19 protein-coding genes and 1 pseudogene are annotated in these 19,212 nt (G+C 44.7%); 12 read left to right on the top strand and 8 right to left on the bottom strand.

Annotation, left to right across the window (positions count from 1 at the left end; genetic code table 11):
* Positions 1-24 precede the first annotated feature (24 nt).
* From BLV00_RS00320 to BLV00_RS00335, 4 genes and pseudogenes are all read left to right on the top strand, one after another.
* Positions 25-1,179, top strand: coding sequence for a competence protein CoiA (locus BLV00_RS00320; protein ID WP_093040979.1), 1,155 nt, complete (start codon positions 25-27; stop codon positions 1,177-1,179).
* Between the two features lie 83 nt (positions 1,180-1,262).
* A complete protein-coding gene (gene pepF, locus BLV00_RS00325; protein WP_093040980.1) occupies positions 1,263-3,071 on the top strand; it encodes an oligoendopeptidase F in 1,809 nt (602 codons plus the stop codon).
* A 32-nt stretch (positions 3,072-3,103) separates the two neighbouring features.
* The gene (locus BLV00_RS00330) at positions 3,104-3,553 is read left to right on the top strand and encodes a hypothetical protein (RefSeq protein WP_093040982.1); all 450 of its coding nucleotides are present in this window, start codon (positions 3,104-3,106) and stop codon (positions 3,551-3,553) included.
* Positions 3,554-3,587: 34 nt separating this feature from the next.
* A pseudogene (locus BLV00_RS00335) lies at positions 3,588-3,994 on the top strand (NUDIX hydrolase).
* Between the two features lie 60 nt (positions 3,995-4,054).
* Here the strand turns inward: BLV00_RS00335 and BLV00_RS00340 are convergent.
* The 5 genes from BLV00_RS00340 to BLV00_RS00360 all read right to left on the bottom strand — a co-directional run bounded on the left by BLV00_RS00340 (position 4,055) and on the right by BLV00_RS00360 (position 8,381).
* Entirely contained in the window at positions 4,055-4,234 is a 180-nt protein-coding gene (locus BLV00_RS00340) for a hypothetical protein (RefSeq protein WP_245728738.1), read from the bottom strand.
* A gap of 879 nt (positions 4,235-5,113) precedes the next feature.
* Positions 5,114-6,283: an MFS transporter gene (locus tag BLV00_RS00345; protein ID WP_093041917.1), complete on the bottom strand. Its 1,170-nt coding sequence runs from the start codon at positions 6,281-6,283 to the stop codon at positions 5,114-5,116.
* Between the two features lie 161 nt (positions 6,284-6,444).
* Positions 6,445-7,344 carry a ClpXP adapter SpxH family protein gene (locus tag BLV00_RS00350; RefSeq protein WP_093040985.1) on the bottom strand — a complete coding sequence of 300 codons (900 nt, stop codon included), beginning with the start codon at positions 7,342-7,344 and terminating at the stop codon, positions 6,445-6,447.
* Positions 7,341-7,742: a globin domain-containing protein gene (locus BLV00_RS00355; RefSeq protein ID WP_093040987.1), complete on the bottom strand. Its 402-nt coding sequence runs from the start codon at positions 7,740-7,742 to the stop codon at positions 7,341-7,343. The genes BLV00_RS00350 and BLV00_RS00355 overlap by 4 nt, the downstream gene beginning before the upstream one ends.
* Before the next feature lie 66 nt (positions 7,743-7,808).
* A complete protein-coding gene (locus tag BLV00_RS00360; protein ID WP_093040989.1) occupies positions 7,809-8,381 on the bottom strand; it encodes a CYTH domain-containing protein in 573 nt (190 codons plus the stop codon).
* A 149-nt stretch (positions 8,382-8,530) separates the two neighbouring features.
* Between BLV00_RS00360 and yjbM the strand changes: the two genes are divergently transcribed.
* From yjbM to BLV00_RS00375, 3 genes are read left to right on the top strand one after another with little or no spacing between them, the layout of a single operon-like run.
* Positions 8,531-9,160 (top strand): GTP diphosphokinase, encoded by a 630-nt coding sequence (gene yjbM, locus BLV00_RS00365; protein WP_093040992.1) that lies wholly within the window; start codon positions 8,531-8,533, stop codon positions 9,158-9,160.
* Between the two features lie 33 nt (positions 9,161-9,193).
* Positions 9,194-9,997, top strand: coding sequence for an NAD kinase (locus tag BLV00_RS00370; RefSeq protein ID WP_093040994.1), 804 nt, complete (start codon positions 9,194-9,196; stop codon positions 9,995-9,997).
* On the top strand, positions 9,994-10,881 hold the full coding sequence (locus tag BLV00_RS00375; RefSeq protein WP_093040997.1) for an RluA family pseudouridine synthase: 888 nt from the start codon (positions 9,994-9,996) through the stop codon (positions 10,879-10,881). The genes BLV00_RS00370 and BLV00_RS00375 overlap by 4 nt, the downstream gene beginning before the upstream one ends.
* On the opposite strand, the gene prpE is transcribed toward BLV00_RS00375, so the two are convergent.
* Positions 10,878-11,615, bottom strand: a complete 738-nt coding sequence (gene prpE, locus BLV00_RS00380) for a bis(5'-nucleosyl)-tetraphosphatase PrpE (RefSeq protein WP_093040999.1) — start codon at positions 11,613-11,615, stop codon at positions 10,878-10,880. The two genes, BLV00_RS00375 and prpE, sit on opposite strands and share 4 nt — an antisense overlap.
* Before the next feature lie 299 nt (positions 11,616-11,914).
* Between prpE and mgtE the strand changes: the two genes are divergently transcribed.
* The 5 genes from mgtE (at position 11,915) to BLV00_RS00405 (ending at position 17,941) form a co-directional block, all read left to right on the top strand.
* The gene (mgtE, locus tag BLV00_RS00385) at positions 11,915-13,279 is read left to right on the top strand and encodes a magnesium transporter (protein ID WP_093041001.1); all 1,365 of its coding nucleotides are present in this window, start codon (positions 11,915-11,917) and stop codon (positions 13,277-13,279) included.
* A gap of 20 nt (positions 13,280-13,299) precedes the next feature.
* Positions 13,300-15,165: a monovalent cation:proton antiporter family protein gene (locus tag BLV00_RS00390; RefSeq protein ID WP_093041004.1), complete on the top strand. Its 1,866-nt coding sequence runs from the start codon at positions 13,300-13,302 to the stop codon at positions 15,163-15,165.
* Between the two features lie 211 nt (positions 15,166-15,376).
* The gene (locus BLV00_RS00395) at positions 15,377-15,661 is read left to right on the top strand and encodes a DUF1292 domain-containing protein (RefSeq protein WP_093041007.1); all 285 of its coding nucleotides are present in this window, start codon (positions 15,377-15,379) and stop codon (positions 15,659-15,661) included.
* A gap of 638 nt (positions 15,662-16,299) precedes the next feature.
* Positions 16,300-17,076 carry an enoyl-ACP reductase FabI gene (gene fabI, locus BLV00_RS00400; protein WP_028782081.1) on the top strand — a complete coding sequence of 259 codons (777 nt, stop codon included), beginning with the start codon at positions 16,300-16,302 and terminating at the stop codon, positions 17,074-17,076.
* A gap of 364 nt (positions 17,077-17,440) precedes the next feature.
* Entirely contained in the window at positions 17,441-17,941 is a 501-nt protein-coding gene (locus BLV00_RS00405; protein ID WP_093041009.1) for a CotO family spore coat protein, read from the top strand.
* Between the two features lie 55 nt (positions 17,942-17,996).
* On the opposite strand, the gene BLV00_RS00410 is transcribed toward BLV00_RS00405, so the two are convergent.
* Together BLV00_RS00410 and BLV00_RS00415 are read right to left on the bottom strand one after the other, a co-directional pair.
* Positions 17,997-18,452, bottom strand: a complete 456-nt coding sequence (locus BLV00_RS00410; protein WP_093041011.1) for a CotY/CotZ family spore coat protein — start codon at positions 18,450-18,452, stop codon at positions 17,997-17,999.
* A gap of 269 nt (positions 18,453-18,721) precedes the next feature.
* Positions 18,722-19,147, bottom strand: a complete 426-nt coding sequence (locus BLV00_RS00415; protein WP_143030655.1) for a hypothetical protein — start codon at positions 19,145-19,147, stop codon at positions 18,722-18,724.
* Positions 19,148-19,212: the final 65 nt, after the last annotated feature.

The following is a 19,212-nucleotide window of genomic DNA, read 5'->3' on the forward strand; positions in this document are numbered from 1 at the left end:
ATAAGTTTGTTATATAAAGGGGGGATGAACGAATTGCTTAGTGCCATCAATGCCAAGGGTCAATTTGTTCAATTGGCAGGTCGGCATATCCATGAACTTATACAAGCAAAAATGCAAGATAGTTATTTCTGTCCGCAGTGCAAGGCGCCAGTGTTAATCCGGGCTGGATCCAAGGTTGCTCCGCATTTTGCTCATTTTCCTAATAGTGACTGCCCGTCAAGCAAAGGTGGTGAAGGGAGCTACCATCATAAAGGGAAAGCCCGGCTGTGGGAGTGGCTGAACAATCAGGGTTATGACGTAGAACTCGAAGCTTATTTGCCGAAAACCCAGCAGCGTCCGGACATATTGCTGCATACAAAGAAGAGACGCATCGCCATTGAGTATCAATGTGCGAAAATTCCAGAGCCCGAAATCAGTAACCGAACGAAGCAGTACTTGCAAGCTGGTATCTTTCCTTTTTGGATTCTGGGAGGAAACCGCTTGAAACGAAAAGGAACGAACATGATCCAGTTGACGAGCTTTGATCGTAACTTCATCTATCATTTCCCCGATTATCGCATCCATTATTTTGATCCTATAACGGATAAGCTTATGATTGGCTCCTATCTCCAGGGGACCGGTTCAAACATCACTTTTTCAAACCTCCATTATTTTTCCTTAACCGGTATCTCGTTCAACGCGATATTCAGCTCTCAAAATCTCCTCCTTAATGATATGCCTGCGGGCTGGAAAAGTTTCATTAAAAAAAGAAGGATACGTCCTTTGGGACATTCCTCACCGCAAGAAAAAAGTTGGCGTCAATATCTTTATGCCAAAGGCTATCACCCGTCATTGCTGCCTGCGATTACTTACCTCCCCGTACCGAGCCAAATTCAACTGACCGAACCACCATGGATCTGGCAGTCCCGCTATTACCTCGACACCTTTTTAAGAACACCGGTTTCAGGACTGCTCCCGATGAAACTTACTCAGCCTGTTGTTCCTCTTTTACATGTATCTGTCAAACCTAATCCATTAAAAGAATACCTGGATCTGTTATGCCGTCTCGGCCTGGTAGTAGAAGAACAACCTGGAAAATACCGTAAACGAAAAGAAGCAGTGAACCCTCTTACTATCGAAGAAGCAATGAAGCAGGATGAAATTGTTTTTAATTCTTTCAAAAAGCGGGTAAAACCATGAGAAATATCATAAAATAGGGAGGTATTTCCTATTTTATAGAGAAATTATTTAGGGTGACGAAATGCGTAAAAGGAGGAAGTAATATGAGTACAGCCAGTAAGGAATTGCCAAAGCGTGAAGAGCTTCCGGTGGAGCGGACGTGGAAGCTTGAAAATATTTTTGCGACAGATGATGAATGGAAGAAAGAACTGGAAGCCATTAAAGAAATGATTCCCGAAATAACAGCGTTCAAAGGGAAACTGGGAGAGTCAGCGGACCAGTTATATCAAATGCTTGTGAAGCAGGATGAAATTTCTAACCGGATTGGAAAGCTATATACTTATGCACACATGCGTGCGGATCAGGATACGACGAATTCCTTTTACCAGGAGCTGAATTCCAAAGCAGAGAACCTGCTGACCCAGGTATCCTCAGCAATGAGTTTTATTGTACCGGAAATATTATCATTAGAAGAAGGGAAAATCGATAAATACTTAGAAGAAAAAGAAGAACTGGAGCTATACAGACACACACTTGATGAAATCACCCGTAAACGTGCTCATGTGTTGAGCGAAAAAGAGGAAGCATTACTTGCAGGGTTTTCTGAGATTGCATCCAATCCATCGCAAACATTTGGGATGTTGAACAATGCGGATTTGACGTTCCCGAGTGTCAAGGACGAAAACGGCAACGAAATCGATCTCACCCATGGCCGTTATATCAATTTCTTGGAGTCAAAGGATCGTGACGTCCGTAAAAACGCTTTTCAGGCGATGTACAATACATTTGAAAAGTTCAAAAACACCTTTTCTTCTACACTGGGCGGCAACGTCAAAAAAGACAATTTCTATGCAGAAGTAAAAAATTACGGTTCTGCGCGTGAGAAGGCCCTTGATAATAACAATATTCCTGAAAAAGTCTATGATAACCTTGTGGACGCGGTAAATGACAGGCTGCCTTTGCTTCATCGTTATATCGCGCTTCGTAAAAAAGTTTTGGAGCTGGATGATGTTCACATGTACGACCTTTACACTCCGCTCGTTAAAGATGTCGAGATGGAAGTAAGCTATGATGAAGCAAAGGACCTGGTCGTCAAAGGGCTGCAGCCGCTTGGAGATGAGTATATCAACATCATCCAGGAGGGTTATGAAAACCGCTGGATTGATGTGGATGAAAATAAAGGAAAACGCAGTGGTGCGTACTCATCCGGACACTACGGAACCAATCCTTATATCCTCATGAACTGGCAGGACAACATCAACAACCTGTTTACCCTGGCCCATGAGCTTGGTCACTCCATGCACAGCTACTATACCCATGCCAACCAGCCTTACCGCTATGGCAACTATTCGATATTCGTAGCGGAAGTTGCTTCGACCTGCAACGAAGCTTTATTGAATGACCACTTGTTGAAGGCGACAGATGATAAAAAAGAAAAGTTATATTTGTTGAATCACTTCCTTGAAGGGTTCCGGGGCACCGTTTTCCGTCAGACGATGTTTGCGGAGTTCGAACACGACATTCATGTTCGTGCTCAAAACGGCGAAGCTTTAACTGCCGATAAGCTGACTGAACTTTATTATGATTTGAATAAGAAATATTTCGGTGATGATATTGTCATCGATGATGAAATCGGACTAGAATGGGCGCGGATTCCACATTTCTATTACAACTACTACGTCTACCAGTATGCAACCGGCTATTCCGCGGCTACTGCACTTGCTGCCCAGATTCTTGAGGAAGGTGAGCCGGCAGTAGAACGTTACAAGAAATTCCTGAAAGCCGGGAGCAGTGACTACCCGATCGAGGTATTGAAGCAGGCGGGTGTAGATATGACTTCCAAAGACCCGATTTTATCTGCATTAGATGTATTTGAAGAGAAATTAAATGAAATGGAAGAGCTGTTGAAATAAAATAAAGAAAAAGGAACCATTCAGGTGACTGAATGGTTCCTTTATTAATCAATATTAGCACTTGGAATCGTAAGAACGTTCAAACGGCTTTTGTTTGCTGGGAAAAGAAGACTGACAATCGTCCATTAAATGAAGGGAGAGAAACAATGGGTAATCCAACCGAAGAGGTTGCAGATTCAGCTGAGGAAAAAGATGATGGTATGGATGTCGCTTCACTTATGATAACGCTTATATTTGCTATTGCTATGAAAGTAGGGGATAAGCTTATGGACTTGAGTTTCCTCCCCACCATTTCAAGCATTGCGATTTATATTTTATTAACCTTAGGATTAGCAGCGATTATGTTCAAACTGTTACATATGCCTTTAATAAAAATGTTGGGGAAGAGGAATAAGCGGGTTCCGCTTGGCTACGCCATTATATTTAGTATAGCTGCATTTTGGTTATTTCAGGGAATAAACTTTATTCTAACTGCCCTATAGGACGTTTATAAAGACTGGAAAAAGGAGTGTATTAATGGAAACACCAAAACATATTGTTTCAGCAGCTACGGTTATCTTAAATGAAAAAAATGAATTACTGTTGATCAAAGGACCGAAACGGGGATGGGAGATGCCGGGCGGTCAAGTTGAAGTGGGTGAATCACTAAAAGAAGCAGCTATCAGGGAAACCAAAGAAGAATGCGGTCTGGACATCGAGGTCACCCGTTCTGCGGTGTGTTTCAGAATGTCAGTAAATCGATTTGCAACACATTGTTCTTAGGGAGACCGGTCGGCGGAGAACTGGTCCCTACGCCTGAAGCTTTAGAAGTAGGATTTTTTCCAATAGAAGAAGCGTTAGAGAAAGTGACCTGGAACAATTTCAGACAAAGGATTGAACTTTGCCTCCAGGAAGAAGCACAACCCTTCTTTGTGGATTTTTAGTAGTAACCCAGATTAACTCTATGATTAAAGGCTGGTGATTGTTGAGATCACCAGCCTTATTCAATGGTAGCTCTTGAATCCTTTGAACTTTCTTCTGTGAAACAGGCTTTTAATCACAAAGAAGATCACCAGGAATAATAAAGGTGAGGTGATATACAGGGGATAGAGACGCATCAACCCGAATAGATTCATTAAAAAGGCTACCAACACCAGGACGGCGAAAATAATGACTGCAGCTATTTTCATGTCCAACCCTCCTTACTAAAAATTTATGCTTTAAAGGAAGAGATAGAACACTTGTGACAAACTCGTGAAATATTGAACAAGTGTATTGCGCCAATGGTTTCTGCTTGCTATATTATAGATGTGAAAGAAATCCCATTAACCCCCCCCAACAGTTTGATAGGGACCACTTTCTCCCATCCTCCTTTATTTATAAAGGACCTATAATAACCAGCCCCCATGCTGGTTATTTTTTTGTTTTAGGCTCTGTTAACTCACCATGTTGATCTTACAGTTAAGCTCCCTTTTGCTGAAGACTCAGTTTCGAGACTTTAGGTTGCAATGATGGTGGCTGGGAAAACGGATCGCTTTCCGTGGGCATGTGGTGAGCTTCCTCAGGCTTCGCCTTGCGGGATCTCACCGATCATCTTCATCCCACAGGAGTCTCACCGTTTTTCCAGCCACCATATGGTTGTAAGAATCTCGAAACTTCTGTTACGAATGGCATACTTTTGAAGCAATAAGAACGGATCAATCTGGCATTGTAATAGTATTCTCCTAACAATTTAGGGTAAGTAAATTTAAGAGCGATTTCGATAATCTTATATGGTAAGGGGCGTGAGGGAAGGTTGAGACTCCTGCGGGAAAGGATAGACTGGCAAGACCCCACAGAGCTTTAGCTCGAGGAGGCTTGCCGGCTTCCCCGAGGAAAGCGAATCCTTCCCCAACGCCCCTAGACATTACCAACATCTCGAAATCAAGTCTTCGACTTTTCGGCCCAATAGTTGAAAAAGTATATTATGAAAAATCAACAAAAGTGTTTAACAAGCCTTGTTTAACAAAAAAGAGCATCGGGTTGCTAAGCAAACCGATGCTCCCCAGGGGAAAGCTTTTGACTCACGCTACGGATGAAAGTTGTTTGGATCGTTTGGAATACACCTGGAATAAGGTGAAGGCGATCACAGATAGGATGATTCCGGAAATATACGGTAATCCAATCGCGATGGAAAACAGCCATCCTCCAAGCGGAGGACCGACAATCCTTCCCAGTGAATCAAACGAGGATAACAGCCCGGTGGCGCTGCCATATCCTGATTTCGTTTTCTTTGTCAGTAAAGCCGACACACTTGGACGGATGACCCCGTTACCTATCCCAAAGATAGACAGGAAAATCGCAGCCGTCACAAAATCCCGGACAAACAAGATTAATGCGAAGCCGACGACGGATACGACGATTCCGAGTTGAATGACGAAGGGTTCACCAAATCTTTTCGTCAGCCTGCCGACCAATCCTCCTTGAACAATTGCTCCTGCAAAGCCCATGATCATGAAGATGTAGCCCAGCTTTACTGTGCCCAGTCCAGCTTTTTCTGCAGCAAAGTATGCGAAAGTCGCTTCCAGTCCGGAGAGTGACAACGAAACAAACAATTGCAGGAAGAACAACATCGAGCTTGGGCCGCTCAAAGCCTGACGCAAAGGGGCTCTTTTGCCGGTGTGCTGGCCTTTTGCTTCCTCTGTCAGTGATTCTTTCAATACGAACACAACTAGTAAAAAGGTAAGCAGCGAGGAAAATCCGGCTATGTAAAACGGCATTTCCAGGCTGGTTTTTGAAAAGACACCGCCAATCGCCGGTCCGAATACAAATCCAAGACCGATAGCCGCTCCTATGATACCCATGCCTTTCCCGCGATCCTCATCTGACGTGATATCAGCCACATAAGCCATGATGGTCGGCATGTTAGCTGAAGATAGGAATCCACCGATAATTCTGGCGGCGAACAACATCCATAGCTGCGTAGACAACGCCATTAGAAAGAAAGAAATTGCAAGACCGGCAATGCCTGTCGCAATCACCGGCTTCCGGCCGATCCGGTCAGAAAGCCTTCCCCACATGGGTGCGAAAAGCAGCTGCATCAACGAGTAGACAGCCATTAATAAGCCTAACTCTGTTGGTGTTGCACCGATTTCTTCTGCGTAAAAAGGAAGTACCGGAATAATGATTCCAAAACCGACCATTACTAAAAACATGATAGCAAATAAGATAGGTAATGCTTTTTTTATATCCAGAGTAATGTTCACTCCTTTACATAACAAATAAGACTACGGAAAATATCATAACACTAGCTGTTTGGAAAATAAATGCTTTCTCTTATGTTAAATAAAGAAAAAGCGACTGTCTCAAAATGAAAGTCTGCACGTAAGTCAGACCCTTTTGAGACAGCCGCTTTTTAGGATTGTTGCTCAGTGGGCTGGTATTTCCAGAACACCCCATGTTTGACTGGTACTTCTTTGACGATTTGTTTCAAAACGAGCTTTTTCATTTCCCGCTTTGCCTGCTGTTCGGTCCAGTCATAAACGACGGCGATTTCTTTGGTTGCTACGAATTTATAATGCTGCATGAATGCTTCCAGCGTCGGCTTCCTGGCCGGTTTCGGGTCTTTCTGGAGCATCTCTTTCAATACATTTACGTAAATTTCATAAGGATAAGAACCGGAAATTTTCAATCCTGCTTCCTCTTCGGATTGGTTGAACAATACGAGGGCAGGAATCGATTCGACGTCCATTTCCCTTGTCAGCTTGAAATCACATTGCAGTGCACGCCGAGCGGTATCGGAGTAAAGGTCTTTCCGGAATTCGTCGACATCGAGGTTACTTTTTTCCGCACATTCTACCAATACTTCTTCATCGGAGATGTTTTTCTTATCCAGAAAGACATACTCCTGAACTTTACGCAAGAACCGCATGCCGGATTTTTTTCCCTGCAGTTCTGCTGCTTTGATAGCAAGCGATGTGATGAGTGGAGAAGAAACAGGATTCTCCAGCCAAATGTCGCCGTCACAGCACATGCCAGTGCGGTTGGCTGTTTTATCCCATTCTTTTTTCAAATGATAAGGCTTCTCTACGTTTTTTTTATGAAGGGAAGTCATTTTCCCGCTGATAATCGGTTTTATAGTAAAAAAGCGTCCATATTCGATGGTGAGCTTTTTGATGATCGGCTCGATGGACCAACACTCCGGGCATAGGGGGTCTACGAATAGGTAGAGCTCCAATGGCCGTTTCAAAAGATCGAAAAAACCGAACTGGGCACTTGATTGTTCCTGGGATGCTCCAGTAGCTTTCCAACTCACATCGATTCTCCTTTCTCATCCTCTGGTGTATTCATCATATGATTGGCTGTCATGGTCAGACGTTCGAAAATCGCCGTGCGGTATGGCTCTTCAATATTCGCTTCTTCGAGTGCTGCGGCCATGCAATCCAGCCAGGCATCCCTTCTCGTTGGTGTAATCGGAAAAGGCAGGTGCCGTGCGCGCAGCATGGGATGGCCATGTTCTTCGGTATATAAAGCTGGTCCGCCGAAAAATTGCGTCAAAAACTGTTTTTGTTTCCGGGCAGTTTCTGTCAGGTCATCCGGAAAGATCGGTATTAGATCCGGGTGACTTCCAACTTTAGTATAAAAGGCATCGACAAGCTTGAATACTGCTTGTTGTCCGCCTATCGCTTCGTAAATTGTTCCTGGTACACTCATGATCAGAACCCTTTCTGCTTGTTATTCATTGTAGCAACGCCAGGCATGGCCTTCAAATAATGTGACTCAAGCCCGTGCCTGAAAAAAGCGCTTGATCTTATTATCGGTATCGCGCTCAGGAATTTCATGATCGGTCAATAACTGGTAGAAAATCTTTTCCCCATGCGCTCTGTTCGTCGCTTCCAGTTCAAGTTCATAATCTTCCGTATCATGATAAAGACTATGGTCTAAGACCAGGAGGGTGTCCTGGTAGTCGATTTCCTGGCGGTTCGTTTTCAATTCACCCCAATATTTCAATGCGTGATAGTCGATACCCATCTGTTTAAGCTGATTGATGACGTTTTCTTTTTCTACCGGGTTACCGGCAATCCAGCTTTCAAATTCGTCCATGGTCAGTTTGGCATGAGTCTCAAGCAGGCCCTCGGGATGCGGCTGTTTCAAGGTCAACGTATAGCCGCCGTTTTTCTCTCTGATTCTCAGGGCAGCCCTTTGTTGTTTCAAATCAAAATTCTCCGTTTCAAAGTAGTGGTTGATTTGTTCCTTGGCCACTGCATTTTCAAACGGTAAAGTCGTCTTCAGGCGATTGTATTCTGCTTTTGTCAACATATTTTTGAATTCGATCTCAATTTCCTGGTTCATAATATCCCTCCAGCGCTCTGCAATCATTATGAGGTGGGAGCCTGTTGATTGCAAAGATTATCTCCTGTCATAATTTATGATACAATGAATGGGTACTTAATATCACATATTTACTACATAGATGTATGGTTAAAGGTGGGAAGGACAAGATGGATTGGGAAGTATTTTTGGCACCCTACACCCAAGTGGTGGATGAATTGAAAGTGAAACTGAAAGGGATGCGTGCCCAGTTTGAATATGAACTGGAGCATTCACCAATCGAGTTTGTCACCGGTCGTGTCAAACCCAGAACAAGCATTATTGAAAAGATGAAGCGGCGTGGTATCACACCGGCCGATGTTGAAAAGGAACTCCAGGATATCGCAGGGGTGCGTGTCGTCTGCCAATTCGTCGATGATATTTATGTTATTGCCAATATGCTTCACAACCGCCACGATTTCGAAATCATTGAAGAAAAAGATTATGTTTCTGATAAGAAGGATAGCGGCTACCGCTCTTATCATATTATTATCAGCTATCCTGTAGAAACGATTCATGGCAAGAAAAAAGTACTCGCAGAAATTCAGATTCGTACACTCGCGATGAACTTTTGGGCGACCAACGAGCATTCGTTGAATTATAAATATTCCGGCCAGATTCCGGGGGAAGTCAAGGCACGCTTAAAGCGAGCCGCCGAGGCTGCCTTCCGATTGGATGAGGAAATGTCCAAAATCAAAAATGAAATCCAGGACGCGAAGAAAGCGTTTAACCGAAAAGAACAAGGGAATCAACCAGAATAGTGATCCGCAGCTGGAAAGGAGCAGGCATAGCGTATGAAATTTTCCGTTTTATCAAGAGGCGACAAAAATTCAAATGAAATCCGTTCCAAAATAAAAAATTATTTATCAGAGTTTGATATGGAATATTGTGATGAAGAGCCGGAAATCGTGATATCTGTTGGCGGTGACGGGACGTTTCTGGAAGCTTTTCATAACTACAACCATCGCTTGGACAAGACAGCCTTCATGGGGATACATACTGGACATCTGGGGTTCTATGCCGACTGGACACCCGATGAAGTGGAAAAGTTGATCATCGATGTTGCGCGCACTCCTTTCCAGGTGGTCGAATATCCATTGCTCGAACTGATTATCCGTTTGAAAAACGGAGGAGAAGAAGGGCAATATTTAGCACTCAATGAATGTACCATCAAGACCTCAGAAGGCTCGGTGGTGCTCGATGTCGATATCAAAGGGGAGCATTTCGAAACGTTCCGCGGTGACGGGTTATGTATTTCGACCCCATCAGGAAGTACCGCCTATAACAAAGCGCTTGGCGGGGCCATTATCCACCCATCACTCGAATCAATCCAGATTGCGGAAATGGCTTCGATCAACAATCGCGTCTTTCGTACCATCGGTTCCCCGTTGATTTTGCCAAGCCACCATACGTGCCTGCTGAAGCCGACTTCAGATAAGAGCTTCTTGATCACGGTCGATCACTATACCCATACGTATAAAGAAGTAAAATCAATTCAGTGCCGAGTGGCAAGAGAAAAAGTCCGGTTTGCCAGATTCCGGCCGTTCCCATTTTGGAAACGAGTCAGAGATTCATTTGTTGCGGACGATAAAGAATGAAGCAGTGGAGCTGGACGTGGAAAATAGCAAAGCAGCAGGAGGGGATGCTCGTACGGGAATATTTGATTTCTGTGCGGGCATTTTCTCGTCAATTACTGAAACAGATAAAGCACGCACAAGGGCTAAAAGTTAATGGTGCAGCTGTTACAGTACGGAAAAAGCTTGAGGCGGGAGACGAACTGGAAGTGACTCTTCCAGCTGCGGAACCAGCGGAGCGGCTGGAAGCGGTCGAGATGGAATTGGCTGTAGTTTATGAGGATGAGGATGTCCTGGTTGTCGATAAACCAGGAGGGCTTGCAGTCATGCCTTCTATGAACCATGACGTCACGCTCGCGAATGGTATCATGGCTTATTACCAGCATAACGGAATTCCGAGTACGATCCATGTAGTCACGCGGCTCGATAGGGATACGTCGGGGCTTGTGCTGATTGCCAAGCATGCCTACAGCCACTCCCTGCTTGCCGCTTCTCCTAGTGGTCCACTAGAAAAAACTTATCTGGCTCTGGTGGAAGGACACCTGGATCAGTCGAAGGGCACCATCGAAGCTCCAATCGGAAGGAAAGATGGCTCTATCATTGAACGACAGGTACGTGAAGACGGCCAGCCTGCCACCACCCAATATCAGGTTCTGGAATTTTTAAATAAGCATTCGCTGGTAGAAGTTGAACTGGTTACAGGAAGGACCCACCAGATCCGTGTCCATATGAGCTGCCTTGGACATCCCCTTGCCGGCGATGATCTTTATGGAGGATCCCTATACCTCATGAAAAGGCAAGCCCTGCATTGCCACAGGCTTGCCTTTGTGCATCCATTGACCGGGGAAGTAGTTGTCTGCCAGAAAGAGCTTCCCATTGATATGGTTTCCGCTATGGACAAAGCTTAATCCAGGCGGAATTTTTCTTCTACGAATGGCTGTTTAGAAGAAACGCTTACAATTTCCTCTTCGGGCAGCCGGAAAGCAGTCAATTTATTACCGAATACACACCCGGTATCAATGTTCACCGTATTATTAACGAACCGCGGCTCTCGTACCGGTGTATGACCATAGACGATCCAGCGGCTTCCTTCGTAGGCCTGCGCCCAATCGCGGCGCACCGGCCTTCCATCTTCATGCTTCTCTCCGGTAATATCTCCATAAAGCACGAATGTACGAACTTTTTTCCCTTGCTGTCCAATAAAGCTTTCTTTGATGCCGGCATGAGCCACGATAGCATTGGCTTCACGAAGCTCCAAGTATAGCGGTGCTTCTTCATATAATTTCATAAAGTGATGGCGTACTTCCTTTTGTTCTTTTGAGGGGAGGGCGCGATATTCTGCGGTCGTCGTCTCGAGCCCATGTTTTTCCTGCACCTTGTTTCCCAGAAAAAAGCGGTACAGCTTATTACAATGGTTTCCAGGGACATACCTGCCTTTATTTTTTCCTACTACTATCTTATACACGTAACGGATGCAGCCGATCGAATCGGGTCCCCGGTCGGTAATGTCGCCGAGAAAAATAGGTATCCTGCCATCTGGATGGACAGGGACACCGTCCTCCTCCTCGTAGCCCAGCTTGTGGAATAAAGCTTTCATTTCGTCGAGACAGCCATGTACGTCCCCGATGATATCTACTTTCATAGTAATCCTCCTTCCTTATGTAAAAGTGCTTCTGTTATTATTCCCAATCCCGGGTGTTTAGAATCGTTTGACGTGAAATTTCAATAAGAACGGCACGATAGGTCACACTAAAAAGTAAGCCTGGAAAAGTGCCAGTATATGATGGCATCCCTGGTCTTATCGGTTCCATTTTTGCACATTTATTTGATAAACTACTATCATGTATTTCTAAAGAATTATTTTATTGACAAAGCTTGTTGATGCCATTACGATATAACGGTCAAAATGAATCTGGCTTGAACATGGGGGAGGGATTTCTGATGGAACATTTGGAAACAGATGAACGGGAAAGAATGTGGGAAAAAGTGCAAGAGGCTTTGCTGAACGACCAGATAGATCAGTTCCGTGCCGAATTCCTAGAAATGCATCCATACGATCAAGCTAGTATTTTCACTGATATGGACGCTGATGTCCGTAGGAAAGTTTATATGTACTTATCTCCGGAAGAGATTTCGGAAGTGATGGAGCATATCGACTATGAAGATGTCGAGCCGTTTTTCTCCGAAATGGATCCGCGCCTAGCATCGCAGGTGCTCGCGGATATGTCGACGGATGATGCGGTCGACATCCTCAATTCTTTAGATAAAAACAAAGTAGCAAGCTTTTTGACGATTATGGATGATAACGATTCTGATGAAATCAAAGACTTGCTGCATTATGAGGAGAAGACTGCAGGTAGTATCATGACGACCGAGTTCGTGGTCGTGAAAGCCAACCAGACCGTTAGAGAAGCGATGCTGCATCTCCGCCGGGAAGCACCAGATGCCGAAACAATCTATTATACGTATGTGATAGATGAAGATAAGCACTTAGTCGGTGTTATATCATTAAGAGACCTAATTATCGCGGAAGATGAATGGTTGATATCAGAAGTGATGAATGAGCGGCTTGTTTCTGTAGCTGTAGGAGAAGACCAGGAAGAAATCGCGCGCATGTTCCGTGACTATGATTTCCTTGCGCTTCCCGTAGTTGATTTTCAAAACCATCTCCTTGGGATTATCACTGTCGATGACGTCCTGGATGTCATGGAAGAGGAAGCGAATGAGGACTATTCCAAACTTGCCGGTATCAGTGATATCGACAGCCCTGATGATCATGCTTTCGCCTCAGCGAAAAAACGGCTTCCATGGCTGATCATCCTCTTGTTTTTAGGGAGTTTGACGGCCAGCTTGATCGGCAGGTTCGAGGATACGCTTGATGTGGTGCCGATTCTGGCGATATTCATTCCACTAATCGCCGGGATGGCAGGTAATACCGGAACACAGGCACTCGCTGTTGCTGTCCGCGGAATGGCGACAGGAGAGGTCGACAAACAAGGAAAAAGAAAGATAATCATGAGGGAAGCGGCAACTGGATTGATTACCGGAGCTTCCTGCGGTGTTTTAGCTACGGTCATCATCTTTTTTTGGCAGCAAGACATATATCTCGGCTTGTTGGTTGGTCTGTCAATTTTCGCAACCCTCGTCGTGGCTACGTTAGCAGGCTCGCTTGTTCCTTTAGTAATGGATCGTCTCAATATCGATCCAGCTGTTGCATCTGGCCCTTTTATTACTACGATTAATGATATCATCTCGGTTCTTATTTATTTCGGGATGGCGACAGCATTCATGAACCTATTGACATAAATGGAAAGGGGGACGATTGAATGGAGCATGGCGCTTCCGTCACCTCATTAGTAATTGTAATTTTAGCAGCATTTCTTACCCCGATTCTTATGCATCGATTCAAGTTGAGAGCCATCCCCGTGGTTGTGGCCGAAATTATCGTCGGTCTGATCATCGGGAAAAGCGGCTTCGATATCGTCAATGAATCAGGAAGCTGGATAGAAATCCTCTCGACGCTCGGGTTCATTTTTCTTATGTTCCTGAGTGGACTGGAAATTGATTTTTCGATTTTCGGCAAGAAGAAGAAAGCGAAGAAACCGGAAAATAAAGGCATCGAGCCACCGAACCCGCTTTGGATCTCGTTGATGGTATTTGCGGCTATCTTCGCCCTTTCCCTTGGATTGTCTTATCTATTCGTTTTAGTCGGGTTTATTGATAACCTGTTCTTGATGACATTAATTATTTCTACCATTTCCCTTGGGGTAGTCGTGCCAACGTTGAAGGATGCCCAAATGATGAAATCGACGATCGGCCAGACGATTCTGATGATTGCGGTCATTGCCGATTTGGCGACCATGATTTTGCTTGCTGTATTCGTTTCTATTTATGGAGAAGGCGAAGGGAACATGTGGCTGCTGCTCGTTCTTTTTGGAGTAGGTGTCCTGCTTTACTTCGTCGGGAAATATTATCGTCATCAATCCTTCATGGAAACGATGACCAAAGGGACGATCCAAATCGACACCCGGGCGGTTTTTACATTGATTATTCTGCTGGTGGCTATTTCAGAAACGGTCGGCGCAGAAAACATTCTTGGCGCTTTCCTTGCGGGTACCCTTGTTTCCCTTTTATCTCCTAACCCTGAGCTCGTGAAGCGGATGGATAGCTTCGGTTATGGGTTCCTGATCCCGATTTTCTTCGTTATGGTCGGGGTTGAAATCGATATTTGGGAGTTGTTCAGCAATCGGCAAGTGGTTCTGTTAATCCCGTTATTATTGATCGCCTTGTTCCTATCCAAAATGGTTCCAGCTTTGATTTTGCGTAAATGGTATGACTGGAAAACTGTGGTAGGATCCGGTTTTTTGCTGACTTCCACCTTATCGCTCGTCATTGCGGCTGCAACCATCGGAGAGCGGGAAGGCATGATCGACAAGCAGATGGAAGGGGCTCTGATTTTGGTTGCCGTCCTGACTTGTCTGATTACGCCGATCGCGTTTAAGAAAATTTATGGACGTTTTGAGGAAGAAAATCATAGACAAACGGTTTCTTTCATTGGCTCCAACCGCCAGACATTGCCAGTCGTTCGTGAACTGGATGAAAATTTGTATGAGACTCACCTGTATCACACCAAGGTTGATAAAGTGGATGAAAATATTAGCCGCTCCTGCTTCGATATCCAGGAGCTTACGGCATACGATCTGGATAGTATGAAAGAATTGGGCGTCTTCGATGTCGACATTCTCGTGGCATCCACCGGCGACCAGGTGAAAAACGCTGAAATCGCGAAGTTCGCCAAAAATAACGGCGTGGAACGGGTTATCGCCCGTGCCGAATCTCCAGAGCTCGATCAGGAGCTTAAGAATATTGGAGTCGAAGTCTTTTCCGTAATGCTTTCCACCAAAGCGCTGCTGAAAGCGATGATCGTAGCTCCAGACGTGGTAGAAATACTGACAGATCAAGACAGTGCATTGTTCCAGATTAACATGAACAATCCCATGTATGATCGGATACGACTACGTGAATTTCCATTCACCGGCGATGTCATCATGGTTCGTATTTTCCGAGGAGAGGATTCGATTGTTCCTCACGGGGATACCGAACTGCGGATGTTCGATCACTTGATCGTGACCGGCTCGCCGGAATACGTAGAAGAACTAAAGATGCAGCTTGAATATTGTGAATGGTGTTGAGGATTAATTAGCCTTCCTGCTTATAATAGCAGGGAGGCTTTTTCTGTATGGATGTAACTTAATCCCAAAAGAATAAGAAGTGATGTAAATGAAGAAAATAGACATGTTAGGGAAGCAATAGTTATGATAGCTCGAATAGATCATGTAGCTCACGAGCTGTTAGTAATAAAATAAAATCGATAAGCTTCCAGACATAAAGGAGGAAACCTCAATGGAATTAGAAAGAGATGAGCGGATTATCATTCCTGATGAAAAAGGAGAAGAACATTTATTTGAAGTATTGTTCTCTTTTGATGTAGACCAAACTGGGAATTCCTATATTTCCGTAGTTCCTGCCGACCAAAAAGAGGGCGAGGAAGCTGAAGTCTTTACGTTCCGTTTTGATGAAGAAGAGAGTAATGACGATGATCTTGCTCTATACCATATCGATTCGGATGAAGAATGGGAAATGGTGGATGAAGTGCTTCATACATTGACTGGTGAAAATTTAATTTAACTATAAGACAACTTAATCGGTTTCGAGACTTATTGTGGCGATTATGGTGGCTGGGAATCTCGAAACTCCTCTTAACAATAGCGTGCTTTTGAAATATAAAATACGATTATTTCAGCATTTTAATAGGGTTCTCCTCGCAAATTTATGGAAGTGAATTTAAAGGCGATTTCGAAGACTTTTGCGGTAAAGGGAGAGGGGGGAAGGGTGAGATTCCTCCGGGAGAAGAAGTGAGGCGAGATCCTGCAAGGCTTTCCTGAGGAGGCTTGCCAGTTCCTCCGCAGGAAAGCGAATCCTTCCCCAACAACCCTAACTCCCAAAATATCTCGAAATTAAGTCTTCGACACGGCTCTTTTATTGAATAAGGCTTTTATGAGTAATAAACTCATTTCTTAATGGAGCCAAATAAATAATAAAGAAGCATACTAAATATAAAATGCGGAGTTATCCACCTGAGTCATAAATTCACTGGTGGATTTTTTGGTTACCGCCGAATGCCAAATGAAAAAGCGAGTCAACAGGTTTCTACTGTAAAACTTACATCATCATTTGTATTTATGGATGGTTTCCGCTAAAATAGTAGCAGGTACTAATAACAAATCATAATACTTATAAAAAATCACCTCAAGGAGGTTAATGGTATGAATTTTTCTTTAGAAGGCCGTACATACGTCGTCATGGGCGTAGCGAACAAACGAAGCATTGCGTGGGGAATTGCACGTTCCCTTCATGAAGCAGGAGCACGTCTGATTTTCACCTATGCGAATGAACGTTTTGAAAAGCCGGTCAGAGATCTTGGTGAATCATTGGAAGGGCAGGATGCTTTATTCTATGAATGTGACGTAACCGATGATGAAGCGATCAAAAAGACGTTCGCGGACATCAAAAATGATGTTGGTACGATTCATGGTCTGGCGCACTGCATCGCGTTTGCCAACCGGGACGAGCTGAACGGTGAGTATATGAATGTTACACGTGACGGCTTCAAACTGGCGCACGATATCAGCGCGTATTCGTTAACTGCCGTAGCAAAAGAAGCTTATCCGCTTATGACCGAAGGTGGCGGCATCGTTACCATGACGTATCTGGGCGGCGAAAAAGTCGTCAATAATTACAATGTCATGGGTGTTGCAAAGGCTAGCCTGGATGCTAGTATGCGCTACCTTGCTAATGACCTTGGGAAGCACGGCATCCGTGTTAATGCAATTTCCGCTGGTCCGATCCGAACGGTATCAGCAAAAGGTGTCGGCAGCTTCAACACGATCCTGAAAGAAATCGAAGAGCGCGCGCCGCTTCGCCGTCCGGTTTCCCAGGAAGAAGTCGGCGATACAGCGTACTACCTATTGAGTGATCTATCCCGCGGGGTGACCGGGGAAATCATCCACGTCGATTCCGGTTTTAACATCATCGGATTCTAAAAAATAACCAATCAGAAGGCTTGAGGTAAACGTGCCTCAAGCTTTTTTATAGTTTAAGAAAAAGATAATTCTCTCGTTTTTACATAAACAAGTGATCCTTTACCCTTTAAGATCCGATTACTTAGGATAACAACTAGTTAAAGGGCTGCAACCCGAATTATCATACCGATTATACTATGATGGCAATATCCACCACTTAAAGGAGCATGCGATGAGTACTAAAGATACGCAACTCTATCATCAAGTATCCCAATAATTGGATGATTGTATGTTGAAAAACTGAAATTCAGATAGCATGCACATTTCCTTAAATCTGGGCATATATATGAAAAGACGGAGAACAGGCTAAGGAGGGAGCACATCTATGGGCAAGCAAAGTAAGCTTGAACAACGCCCGATGCTTTATATTGCACAGCCGGATTTCGCCCCCAGCAAGGCTTCAATGCAGACGACTTACCATGGTAAAAAAACAGCCAAGGAACAAGAGAAAGGAAAATCCGCACCAGAACCTGAGGGAAAGCAGTCCCGCGAACTAGAAGATAACCCTGCCCGTAAGAAGCAGAGGGTTGAACATCATCAGCCGGAGGCCGAACAGGAAACCAAAAGTCAGTCGCGGGCAGGATCTGCCAGAGATCGGAGACAGCGGTTCCGGGATATGACTTTAGAAGAAAAGGTGACGTATTTTGTAAATCTGCCGTCCCAGATTCCAAAAATGAAGTGTGAAGTGGAAACAGAAGAGGGGAAACTGCGCGGATATATCAACGATTATCAGGGTGGTATCGTCCATATGAAAACATTCCAGCGTCCGTTCCAGAAAGAAATCAAGTTTGCAGAGATTATTGATATTAACTTGATCGGTTTTTAAACCGTACCAACAGAAAAAAGTCGCGCCCATGTTGGACGCGACTTTTTTTTAGGTGTTACGAGAATGCGTCGATTGCTGGAAGGCAAGTGATGTGGCAGAAGCAATCTAAATCGACAGTGATGCAGATGCCTGTAGTACGAAGGTTACCTGTTTTTTGGTCAACTGGATCTTTTGGATTGTCGTCATTGTCGTTTGGATCGCGCAAAAGTTCAAGTGTTGCGCAGCAATCTTTATCCACATCTTTGACACGGAAATAGAAGCTTCCCATTACATCACCGATGTTATTCCTTGGAGCTCCGAATCCTTCGAATGGCTTACAGTTTCCTTTACAGTATAGCAGTACTGGAACCGTATCTTTCCCTGTTGGAGCCATCTCTCCCAGTAAATCATTAATGGATTGTTCGCAGCTGGTTTCACATTCCATCGTAACGACATCTTCTTGAGCATCAAGGATCTCTCTTAGAATGTCACAAACGCAGTTGCCTGTGTCATGTTTTTTTCCACAGCCCATTATAATTCCCCTTTCGTCTTTTATTGACGTATTGTCTTTAATAGAATATGAACACTCGCCCTTATGGTGTGGGCATTCGTCGTGATTTTAGTGAATCACCCAAGAAATATCAGGGGAGGGAAGCCCATACACAATTGTCAGGTATTCATAGACTAATAAGGAACAATAGAAGTAAAAGGAGAGGAAAGGGCATGTCTGATAACTGTATGAATAAAAACTATATCAGAGCTGATGAAGTGGTCATCCAGGCTGATAAAGTCATCATCAAGTCAGATGACGACCGCCACCACCATGGCCGTCGGGGACACGATGATCGACGGGACGATGACCGGGTAGATCCGTTCTTCGGCCGCAGACGCCGACACGATGACCGTATGGAAAGCAGCTCCCGTCGTCGTGATGATGATCGAGTGGACCCGCTCTTCGGCCGCAGACGCCGTCACGATGATCATATGGAAAGCAGCTCCCGTCGTCGTGATGATGATCGAGTGGATCCGCTCTTCGGCCGCAGACGTCGTCACGATGACATGGAAAGCAGCTCCCGTCGTCATGACGATGATCGGGTAGATCCGTTCTTCGGCCGCAGGCGTCGTCACGATGACATGGAAAGCAGCTCCCGTCGCCATGACGATGACCGGGTAGATCCATTTTTCGGCCGTAGACGCCGTCACGACGATATGGAAAGCAGCTCCCATCGTCACTGATGATGACCGCCGTGGAGACAGCGATCACCGCGGGGGAGCCTACTGGTTCTAAAAAG

It is taken from the genome of Thalassobacillus cyri (genome assembly GCF_900107755.1).
Classification (GTDB): domain Bacteria; phylum Bacillota; class Bacilli; order Bacillales; family Halobacillaceae; genus Thalassobacillus; species Thalassobacillus cyri.

Excerpts from the sequence above, each read along its gene's own strand:
- BLV00_RS00355 (WP_093040987.1), bottom strand. The coding sequence starts at position 7,742 with ATGAGTGTACCAGGAACAATTTACGAAGCGATAGGCGGACAACAAGCA.
- pepF (WP_093040980.1), top strand. The coding sequence starts at position 1,263 with ATGAGTACAGCCAGTAAGGAATTGCCAAAGCGTGAAGAGCTTCCGGTG.
- fabI (WP_028782081.1), top strand. The coding sequence starts at position 16,300 with ATGAATTTTTCTTTAGAAGGCCGTACATACGTCGTCATGGGCGTAGCG.
- BLV00_RS00375 (WP_093040997.1), top strand. The coding sequence starts at position 9,994 with ATGAAGCAGTGGAGCTGGACGTGGAAAATAGCAAAGCAGCAGGAGGGG.
- BLV00_RS00390 (WP_093041004.1), top strand. The coding sequence starts at position 13,300 with ATGGAGCATGGCGCTTCCGTCACCTCATTAGTAATTGTAATTTTAGCA.
- mgtE (WP_093041001.1), top strand. The coding sequence starts at position 11,915 with ATGGAACATTTGGAAACAGATGAACGGGAAAGAATGTGGGAAAAAGTG.
- yjbM (WP_093040992.1), top strand. The coding sequence starts at position 8,531 with ATGGATTGGGAAGTATTTTTGGCACCCTACACCCAAGTGGTGGATGAA.
- prpE (WP_093040999.1), bottom strand. The coding sequence starts at position 11,615 with ATGAAAGTAGATATCATCGGGGACGTACATGGCTGTCTCGACGAAATG.
- BLV00_RS00405 (WP_093041009.1), top strand. The coding sequence starts at position 17,441 with ATGGGCAAGCAAAGTAAGCTTGAACAACGCCCGATGCTTTATATTGCA.
- BLV00_RS00410 (WP_093041011.1), bottom strand. The coding sequence starts at position 18,452 with ATGGGCTGTGGAAAAAAACATGACACAGGCAACTGCGTTTGTGACATT.
- BLV00_RS00330 (WP_093040982.1), top strand. The coding sequence starts at position 3,104 with ATGGTTCCTTTATTAATCAATATTAGCACTTGGAATCGTAAGAACGTT.
- BLV00_RS00415 (WP_143030655.1), bottom strand. The coding sequence starts at position 19,147 with ATGGGAGCTGCTTTCCATATCGTCGTGACGGCGTCTACGGCCGAAAAA.
- BLV00_RS00395 (WP_093041007.1), top strand. The coding sequence starts at position 15,377 with ATGGAATTAGAAAGAGATGAGCGGATTATCATTCCTGATGAAAAAGGA.
- BLV00_RS00360 (WP_093040989.1), bottom strand. The coding sequence starts at position 8,381 with ATGAACCAGGAAATTGAGATCGAATTCAAAAATATGTTGACAAAAGCA.
- BLV00_RS00370 (WP_093040994.1), top strand. The coding sequence starts at position 9,194 with ATGAAATTTTCCGTTTTATCAAGAGGCGACAAAAATTCAAATGAAATC.
- BLV00_RS00320 (WP_093040979.1), top strand. The coding sequence starts at position 25 with ATGAACGAATTGCTTAGTGCCATCAATGCCAAGGGTCAATTTGTTCAA.